At 59.7% G+C, this 7810-nt stretch carries 7 protein-coding genes and 1 pseudogene; 7 read left to right on the plus strand and 1 reads right to left on the minus strand.

Annotation, left to right across the window (positions count from 1 at the left end; genetic code table 11):
- The coding region (locus WA989_RS04775; protein WP_424339366.1) for a hypothetical protein at positions 1 to 690 on the minus strand (690 nt) is incomplete at its 3' end.
- 107 nt (positions 691 to 797) lie between these two features.
- Between WA989_RS04775 and trmB the strand changes: the two genes are divergently transcribed.
- The 7 genes and pseudogenes from trmB to WA989_RS04810 form a co-directional block, all read left to right on the plus strand.
- Positions 798 to 1355 (plus strand): tRNA (guanosine(46)-N7)-methyltransferase TrmB, encoded by a 558-nt coding sequence (gene trmB, locus WA989_RS04780; protein ID WP_424339367.1) that lies wholly within the window; start codon positions 798 to 800, stop codon positions 1353 to 1355.
- A 222-nt stretch (positions 1356 to 1577) separates the two neighbouring features.
- Entirely contained in the window at positions 1578 to 1787 is a 210-nt protein-coding gene (locus WA989_RS04785) for a cold-shock protein (protein ID WP_424339368.1), read from the plus strand.
- A gap of 104 nt (positions 1788 to 1891) precedes the next feature.
- On the plus strand, positions 1892 to 2491 hold the full coding sequence (gene rimP, locus WA989_RS04790; RefSeq protein WP_424339369.1) for a ribosome maturation factor RimP: 600 nt from the start codon (positions 1892 to 1894) through the stop codon (positions 2489 to 2491).
- Positions 2488 to 4272: a transcription termination factor NusA gene (gene nusA / locus WA989_RS04795; RefSeq protein ID WP_424339370.1), complete on the plus strand. Its 1785-nt coding sequence runs from the start codon at positions 2488 to 2490 to the stop codon at positions 4270 to 4272. The genes rimP and nusA overlap by 4 nt, the downstream gene beginning before the upstream one ends.
- Entirely contained in the window at positions 4253 to 4921 is a 669-nt protein-coding gene (locus WA989_RS04800) for an RNA-binding protein (protein ID WP_424339371.1), read from the plus strand. The genes nusA and WA989_RS04800 overlap by 20 nt, the downstream gene beginning before the upstream one ends.
- A 57-nt stretch (positions 4922 to 4978) precedes the next feature.
- A complete protein-coding gene (gene infB / locus WA989_RS04805; protein WP_424339372.1) occupies positions 4979 to 7528 on the plus strand; it encodes a translation initiation factor IF-2 in 2550 nt (849 codons plus the stop codon).
- 94 nt (positions 7529 to 7622) lie between these two features.
- Positions 7623 to 7810 (plus strand): annotated as a pseudogene (locus WA989_RS04810) (hypothetical protein); the annotation flags it as partial.

A 7810-nucleotide genomic window follows, 5' to 3' on the forward strand; every position in this document is an offset into this window, starting at 1 on the left:
CACCCGCGCCTGCCAACTCGGCATGATGGCAAGAACGGTCGAAGCGTAGCCGATCACATAGATGGCATTCGTCACTTTCATCCCAAATCCCGCCCCCACGAGTGCAGCCCCGACAACAAGGGCTCTCACATCCGGCTGTTCACGGTCATGCGGCACCAGCAAAACGAGAGCGAAGATGAATGTAGCCGCGCCCCAATGATCGTTGAGGACGCTCGACATCATGATGATCATCGGTTGACTGGCAAAGCATGTGAAAGCGATCGCAAACAGAACAGCCGGTGAGACGTCGACATCCAGCCGGAAAGCGATCCGAGCCAAAAGCGCATAGAGGCCGGGCAGGATCGCTGCCTGCACCAAGCCAAGCAGACCGATTGCCAGCGGACCTGGCAAACTTGTTACAAGCAGCCAGACGATTGCGCTGTGGAACGGGTTCAGGAAGGAATGCATCCCCGACGGTGCAAAATCCTGGTCAAGCCGTCCTGCCCAGAATGACCAGCCATTGTGCAGGTGGTAGTGGGCAGTATCGAAATGTGCATCGCGCGGCGCGATTGCGGTAATTAGGAAGAATAAGATAAACCAGACGGCCCAGGATTTCCATCCGATCCTTAAGCGGTCGAAGCTGCCTGTCTGAGCATTTTGATCGCAGACCTGGAATGAACGACGACCATATGCAAAATCCCCAACACTCACCGATACGCTCCTTCGGCCGCACAGGCGGTCGTCCGCTCTCTGCAAGACAACAGAGTTTGGTTGATAATCTCTTGCCCCGGCTGCGGATTCCGGCGGACGCGGACGCCTTGAAAGCACCGGCGACGCTGTTTGAGACGTCGCCCGGCGAGGTTTGGCTCGAGATCGGCTTTGGCGGCGGAGAGCATGTGAGTGCGCAGGCGCAAGCCAACCCGGATGTCGGGATCCTTGCCAGCGAAGTGTTCGTCGAGGGCCTCGCCAAATGCCTGTCCGACATTGAAGAGAAGGCGCTGAAGAATGTCCGCCTGTGGGACGAGGATGCGCGCGAGCTGGTTGACCTCTTGCCTGAGGCCTCGATCGACCGCGTCTTCATCCTGTTCCCGGACCCCTGGCCGAAGAAAAGGCATCACAAGCGCCGGATCATCCAGCCTGATTTTCTCGACGCGCTTTCACGAATCGTGACGCCCGGCGGCCGGCTGCGTTTTGCCACTGATGTCAGATCCTATGCCGACGAAGCACTGGAAAAAATCCTGACGCATGGCGCGTTCGACTGGCAAGCCTCAAAAGCCGATGACTGGCGCCGCCCGCCGGAAGACCATGTCCGCACACGCTACGAGACGAAAAATCTCGGTGATATCGCGCCGGTCTATTTCGATTTCAGGCGCTAGATGACTTGGCGTTGCGCGACAGTGGCTCAGGAATGACACGCCGCGCCGATTGCGGACGCTCTTTCTTTCAGGCATAATATACGTATCGAATATACGGTCGGTCTGATTTTCAAGGCCCCGTCGGACCGACGGTACTGACTTCACTTCCCCCGTTTTTCGAGACCCTTCGTGACCGTCCACACGGTGTGGGTCTGGCGCGGGGAGAAGACTGGAGTAGCCACTATGGCAACCGGAAAAGTTAAATGGTTCAACGACCAAAAAGGCTATGGCTTCATCAAGCCGGACGCCGGTGGGTCTGACATCTTCGTGCACATCTCTGCGGTTGAGAAATCGGGCATGCGCACGCTGGCCGAAGACGCGCCGATCCAATACGAGCTCTACACCGATGAGCGCCGTAACAAGACCTCGGCCGTGGACCTGAAACTTCTCTAGACAAAAGCGCCTCAGAGCACTATCTAGGCGCCAAGTCGAAACATATCGGCGGCGGGTCCGGAAACGGGTCCGCCGCTTTTCTTTGTCCCGGAGACACTTGAACCTTGATCGCGCTGACGCAGCAGGAAAAGACCATTCTCTCCCTGATCGAGCCGCTTGCAGACGGCCTCGGCATGGAGATTGTGCGTGTGCGCCTTATGGGCGGCAAACGTCCGACGCTGCAGGTCATGACCGAGAAAGCCGGCGGCGCGCCGACCAATGTCGAGGATTGCGCTGCGCTTTCTCATGCCATGTCTCCCGTCCTGGAAGCTGCGGACCCCGTCAGCGATCCCTATCGCCTAGAAGTCTCGACGCCCGGTATTGACCGGCCGCTGACACGCGAAGGCGATTTCGGCCGCTGGGCCGGTCATCTGGCCAAGGTGGAGCTTGCCATGCCGATCAACGGTCGGCGGCGCTTCCAGGGTGTGATACAAAGAGAAGACGACAATGGCGTCGCGATCGAGCTTGATGATGAAACTGAGCTTGTCGCCCAGGTCCATGAAATGTCCAAGGCCAGCCTCGTGCTCACGGATGAGCTGATCGATGCAGCCAAACAGGCAGGCGGTCTGCCGCCCCAGCCGGATGACGAGAATTTCTCCGGTCTCGAAGTGGATGAGACCGAAGACGATGATAATAATGAAGAAGAAAGTGGAGCATCAAGATGAGTGCAGTCGGCGTATCGGCCAACCGGCTCGAAATCCTGCAGATCGCGAAAGCGGTCGCTGAAGAAAAGGCGATCGACAAGTCGATCGTCATCGAAGCCATGCAGGAAGCCATCGAGAAGGCTGCCAAGTCCCGCTATGGCCAGGAACATGACATCCGCGCGCTGATTGATGGCGAGACGGGTGAGCAGACCCTGTGGCGTATCCAGACCGTTGTTGCGGATGACGAGGTCGAAGACCCGGCCCAGCAGCTGGCTCTCTCGGAAGCCAAGAAGATCGACAGCGATCTGGAAATTGGCGGCGAGCTGAAAGAAGAGCTTCCGCCCTTCGACTTCGGCCGTGTCGCTGCCCAGACCGCCAAACAGGTCATCATGCAGAAGGTGCGCGACGCCGAGCGCGAGCGCCAGTATGAAGAATACAAGGACCGTGTCGGTGAGATCATCAACGGCATCGTCAAGCGCGTCGAATACGGCCACGTCATCGTCGACCTCGGCCGCGCCGAAGGCATTATCCGCCGCAATGACGGCATCCCGCGCGAGAACTTTCAGCCGAATGACCGCGTGCGCGCCTATCTTTACAAGGTCTCCCGCGAGACCAAGGGCCCGCAGATCTTCCTGTCGCGCGCCCATCCTGACTTCATGGTCAAGCTGTTCGCCCAGGAAGTGCCGGAAGTATATGACGGTGTCATCGAGATTCGCGCCTGCGCCCGTGATGCGGGTTCGCGCGCCAAGATCGGTGTGATTTCCAATGACAGCTCGATCGATCCGGTCGGCGCATGTGTCGGTATGCGCGGTGCGCGCGTTCAGGCCGTTGTCGGCGAGCTTTCTGGCGAGAAGATCGACATCATTCCGTGGAACTATGACGCCGCGACCTTCATCGTGAACGCGCTGCAGCCGGCCGAAGTGTCGAAAGTGGTGCTCGACGAAGACGAGCAGCGTGTCGAAGTCGTGGTCGCAGACGACCAGTTCCCGCTGGCAATTGGCCGGCGCGGCCAGAACGTCCGTCTCGCCTCCCAGCTCACCGGCTGGCAGATCGATCTCGTAACAGAGACCGCCGATTCCGAGCGCTACCAGAAAGACTTCCAGATGCGCACGGAGCTCTTCATGAAGGCGCTCGACGCGGATGAGACGCTCGCCCAGCTGCTGGCGTCTGAAGGCTTCGAGACGGTTGAAGAGATCGCCTATGTCGCGCCTGAAGATTTCATCACGATTGAAGGCTTCGACCTTGAAGTCGCCAATGAGATCCAGGAACGCGCCCGCGAATATCTCGAAAAGCTCGCTGCCGAGCAGGATGCCCGCCGCAAGGAACTGGGTGTCGAAGACGAGATGATGGAGCTTGAAGGCATGAATGTCGCCTTCGCCGTGAAATTCGGCGAGAACGATGTGAAAAATGTCGAAGACGTTGCAGGTCTCGTCCCGGACGACATCACCGGCTGGCGTGAGCCTGGCCCGGATGGCAAGCCGGTCTTCCAGGACGGCATCCTGAAGAAGGGCGAAATGCGCAAGGACGACGCCCAGCTCTTCATCATGCGCGCACGTGTCGCCGCAGGCTGGATCGAGCCGGAAGCGCTTGCCCAGCTCGAAGCCGACATGGTCGCAGAAGCCGAAGGCGAAGCGGCAGATATGTCGGAAGAAGAGCGCGCCCTCATGGCCCTTGGCGAAATCGGCAAGGCCAGCGAAGAGGCCGAGGAACTCGCTGAGGAAGAACTGATCTTCGACCTCGACGCACTCGCCGCCGAGGATGTCCAGGCAGAGGACGGCGCTGATGCCGATCCAAAAGAATGAGCCGTCACGGCGCCTGAAGGCGTCACAGGAAAAAGCCGCTGGCGGACCCGTCCGCCAGTGTGCTGTCACGCGTGAGAGCTACCCTCAGGATGTGCTGATCCGCTTTGTCCGCTCGCCGGACGGGGAAGCTGTACCAGACGTTTCGGGCAAACTGCCCGGCCGCGGCGCGTGGCTGAAGGCAGACCGCGCGGTCGTGGAGAAGGCCGTCAAGACAGACGCTTTTTCGCGGGCCTTCAAGGCGAAAACGCCTGTCACAGCTGAGGTTCTCGATGTCATCGAGGCACAGCTCGTCCAGCGCTGCATCGGCATTCTGGGCATGGCGCGCAAGGCCGGTAAGGTGATCCTTGGATTTGACCAGGTCCGCGCCTATCTAAGAAAAGATGCGCCGGGCTACTTGCTGGAAGCAAGCGATGGCAGTGAAGATGGCCGTAACAAGGTTCATTTTCTTGCCAAGGCGATGTATGACAGCCCCAGAGTAGCAGGTGCGCTATCATCTGCAGAATTGGGCATGGCCTTTGGCAGGCCGCGTGTGATACACGGCCTGCTGCAGAAGGGCCCGCTGTCGAACTCGTTTGATACAGCCTATCAAAGGCTGACCGGGTTCAGGACAGCACCGGAACAAGACTGGTTCTCTGGTCGGGATCGGTAGAGACAAAACGGCAGGGGAGTGGCCTCTGCCGGCAAACATGTAGGTATATGGAGTCGCATGAGCGATACGAAAGACAACGGCAATTCAGGTGGACGCAAGCCCCTGACCGTCTCCCGCGGATCTAGCGGGACGGTCAAGCAGAGCTTTAGCCATGGCCGATCGAAACAGGTCATTGTCCAGACGAAGAAGCGCAAGATTGTTGGACCCGGCGGCGGGCCTGCCAGCAACAAGGCGCCTGCGTCGAAGCCCCCTGCATCGTCTTCTGGTGGAAAGGCATCCAAGCTCGCCGAAGCGGCGAGGAAGCTTGGTATTACCGAAGAGGAACTGGTCGCGCGCCAGAAAGTGCTGCTGCAACGCCGGGAAGCCGAGCAGAAGCGCGAAGCCGAACAGAAACGCCAGGAAGCTGCCCGCGAACGTCTTCTGTCTGAACAGGAACGCAAGGTCCAGGAAGACAAGGAACGCGAAGAAGCTGAAGCGCGTCGCAAGGCTGACGAAGAGCGCAAGGCACGCGAAGAGGCCGAAGCCAAGAAGAAGAAATCAGAACCACGCCGCGACGACCGGACCGGCCGTGCCGAGCCTGCCGCAGCCGCTGCGCCGGACATGCCCATCCCGGAGCCTGCCCAGGGCCGGAACAAGAAATCCCGCAAGGGCGGGACGGACCGCGACTATGGTGACAGCAGTTCATCACGCGGACGTGGAGGCGATTCCAAACGCCGCCGCGGCAAGCTGACAATTGCAAGCGCACTCGGCGACGACACTGACCGCCAGCGCTCTCTCGCCTCTGTCCGCCGCGCCCGTGAACGTGAACGCGAGCGCCGTCAGGGCAACGAGCCGCAAGAGAAGGTCTCCCGCGAAGTCACCCTTCCGGAGACCATCACGCTCCAAGATCTCGCGCAGCGGATGAATGAGCGCGTGGCCGACGTCGTCAAATACATGATGCGCCAAGGCGAAATGATGCGCGCCAACGATATCGTCGACGCCGACACTGCAGAACTGATCGCCGAGGAATTCGGCCATACGGTCAAACGTGTTCTCGAATCCGACGTCGAAATCGGCCTTGAGGGCGATGACGATGATGCGAAGGATCTGAAGCCGCGCGCCCCGATCGTGACCGTGATGGGTCATGTCGACCACGGCAAGACCTCCCTGCTCGATGCCATGCGCTCGACGGATGTCGTCGCTGGCGAAGCGGGCGGGATCACCCAGCATATCGGTGCCTATCAGGTTCAGCTCGAGAGCGGTGACAGGATCACCTTCCTCGACACACCGGGCCACGCCGCCTTCTCCGCCATGCGGGCACGCGGTGCGAACGTCACCGACATCGTGATCCTTGTTGTGGCAGCTGATGATGGCGTCATGCCGCAAACCATTGAGGCGATCAAACACTCGAAGGCCGCCGAAGTGCCGATCATCGTCGCTGTCAACAAGTGCGACAAGCCGGATGCCAACCCGGACAATGTGCTGACCGAATTGCTTCAGCACGACATCCAGGTCGAATCGATGGGCGGTGAAGTTCAGGCGATCAAAGTGTCGGCAACAGAGCGCACCGGCCTCGATGAACTCTCCGAAGCCATCTCGCTCCAGGCCGAGCTTCTTGAGCTCAAGGCCAATCCCGACCGCGCAGCCGACGGCATTGTCGTCGAAGCGCAGCTCGACAAGGGCCGCGGGCCGGTTGCAACCGTCCTCGTCAATCGCGGCACGCTGGAGCGCGGCGAAATCGTCGTCGCTGGCAAGCAGTGGGGGAAGGTCCGAGCGCTGATCAATGAGCGTGGCCAACAGCTGAAAGACGCGGGCCCTGCTGTCCCGGTTGAAATTCTCGGCCTCGATGGCGCGCCAGAGCCCGGCGACATGTTCAATGTCGTCGACAGTGAAGCGCGCGCCCGCGAAATCACAGAGTATCGCCAGCGTATGGAGCGCCAGAAGCAGGGCGTTGCCTCGTCACGCGCATCGCTGGAATCGCTGATGAACAACCTCAAGGACAGCACGGAAGTTTCCGAACTGCCCATCGTGGTCAAAGGCGATGTCCAGGGCTCTGTCGAAGCGATCACGCATTCGCTGGAAAACATCTCGACCGACGAAGTCCGTGCCAATGTCATCTATGGCGCCGCAGGCGGTATTTCCGAGAGCGATATCCTGCTCGGCAAGTCCTCAGGAGCGCCGGTCTTTGCGTTCAACGTCCGCGCCAACAAGCAGGCCCGCGAGCTTGCTGAGAAGGAAGGCGTGGAGATCCGCTACTATTCGGTGATCTACAATCTGATCGACGATGTGAAAGACGCCCTGTCCGGCATGCTGGCCCCAGAGAAGCGCGAGAGCTTCATTGGCTACGCCGATATCCTGGAAGTCTTCAATATCACCAAGGCTGGCAAGGTTGCCGGTTGTAAGGTGTCCGAAGGCGTCGTGAAACGCGGCTGCGGTGTCCGCCTGCTGCGCGACGATGTCGTCATCCATGAAGGCAAGCTGAAAACGCTGAAACGCTTCAAGGATGAAGTCTCGGAAGTGACCTCCGGCATGGAATGCGGCATGGCCTTCGAAAAATACGAAGACATCCGCGAAGGCGACAAGATTGAGTGTTTTGAAGTCGAGATGATCGAACGCACACTCGACTAGGACGCTGTAATCGAGCTTTATAAACTGAGAGAAGCCGGGAGTTTTTCCCGGCTTTTTCCATCTGCGGTTAAGCTTCCGCTGCTACGACGAGCCTATGCAGCTTGCCCGCCTCGATACACACGCCAAGGCAGACGAGTCCGCGCAACCGTTTTGCGCCTCCGGCCGCCTTCGTGACAAGGACATCAAGCGCCTCGTCAACAAGACGCGCAGCTCCAATATCGGCCCCACCGCGCTCTACTATGCAGGGGTCACCGCGCCCGTGATTTCCTCTGGCGTCGCGCT

The organism is Henriciella sp. (assembly GCF_049649345.1).
GTDB lineage: Bacteria > Pseudomonadota > Alphaproteobacteria > Caulobacterales > Hyphomonadaceae > Henriciella.

Bases quoted from the DNA above. Each gene is read 5' to 3' on its own strand.
- WA989_RS04785 (WP_424339368.1), top strand. From the start codon at position 1,578: ATGGCAACCGGAAAAGTTAAATGGTTCAACGACCAAAAAGGCTATGGC.
- infB (WP_424339372.1), top strand. From the start codon at position 4,979: ATGAGCGATACGAAAGACAACGGCAATTCAGGTGGACGCAAGCCCCTG.
- nusA (WP_424339370.1), top strand. From the start codon at position 2,488: ATGAGTGCAGTCGGCGTATCGGCCAACCGGCTCGAAATCCTGCAGATC.
- WA989_RS04800 (WP_424339371.1), top strand. From the start codon at position 4,253: ATGCCGATCCAAAAGAATGAGCCGTCACGGCGCCTGAAGGCGTCACAG.